Origin of the sequence: Ruminobacter amylophilus, assembly GCF_900115655.1 — a bacterium.
GTDB classification, from domain to species: domain Bacteria; phylum Pseudomonadota; class Gammaproteobacteria; order Enterobacterales; family Succinivibrionaceae; genus Ruminobacter; species Ruminobacter amylophilus.
This window is the reverse complement of sequence record NZ_FOXF01000066.1, coordinates 9,076-9,938: the sequence shown is the minus strand read 5'-3', so window position 1 is coordinate 9,938 and position 863 is coordinate 9,076. Positions and strand designations below refer to the sequence as shown.

3 protein-coding genes are annotated in these 863 nt (G+C 45.1%); all 3 read right to left on the bottom strand.

Annotated elements, in window-relative coordinates; translation table 11 throughout:
- A partial coding sequence (locus BMY80_RS11080; RefSeq protein ID WP_177178576.1) for an integrase DNA-binding domain-containing protein occupies nucleotides 1-387 on the bottom strand: 387 nt, incomplete at its 3' end.
- Nucleotides 350-595 carry a helix-turn-helix domain-containing protein gene (locus BMY80_RS11075; protein ID WP_245730164.1) on the bottom strand — a complete coding sequence of 82 codons (246 nt, stop codon included), beginning with the start codon at nucleotides 593-595 and terminating at the stop codon, nucleotides 350-352. The genes BMY80_RS11080 and BMY80_RS11075, both read right to left, overlap by 38 nt.
- 8 nt (nucleotides 596-603) lie before the next feature.
- The coding region (locus tag BMY80_RS11070) for an excisionase (RefSeq protein ID WP_218140362.1) at nucleotides 604-863 on the bottom strand (260 nt) is incomplete at its 5' end.

Below are 863 nucleotides of genomic sequence, written 5' to 3'. Positions count from 1 at the left end.
GGTTTTCACCTCGCACATCTTCCTGCCGGCGAATTCCTCATTCTTAAGCAGATTACGGACAAAATTGTAACCGATACGTGTCGACTCTCTGACACCAGTTCTGGTCTTAAGATACCTCTCAACAAGCTCATTGACCGTGAGATTCCTGCATGAAGGATCCAGCCGTGACTCCAAATCCCGGTTAACGCTTTTCTCAAGCTCCCGGAGGGATAGACACGGCAGTTTTCCGGCAGGCTGCGGATCTGTCGGGGTAAGCCGCCAGCTGTACAGAAACTTGTCCTTAACGTTAACCACATATTTAAACTGGTATTTGCCGTTTGCTCTGACAGATTCTCCGGTATGGAGAACTCTACGCTTTGAGTCTCTTCTTATTTTTAAACTTGGCATTTATTAGATTCTCCTGTTCACCATTACTTAAATACCTGATAAGCTCCTCCCGAATAATGAAGCGCTGCTGCTTTCCATAAGCAATCACAAAGCTAAGTTTAACCTCCCGGATCAGACGTTTGAATTTTCCCCGGCTGAGATTAAACAGCATTATGGCCTCCTCAACGGTAAGCAGTTCCTTTTCCTCAAGCTTACGTTCTTCCATCATCCGCTTCCTTAAACAAAGGAATTATTGATGAGAAACTCTTCAAACTTAGGGCGTACAATCAGATAACGGTTGCCGCATCTGACGGAAAAGTTACCGATGTTGCATTCGGCAAGACGTCTCAGTCTCTTTACGCCGATGTGGAAATACTGACCTGCCTCGTTAAGTGATAAGGTGTAACGCTGATTCATCGGGATCTCATTCTTCCTTGAGCCGTCCTGTTCCGTTACGGTATTCTGATTATTTAATTCCATTGAATTGCCTCCGATAT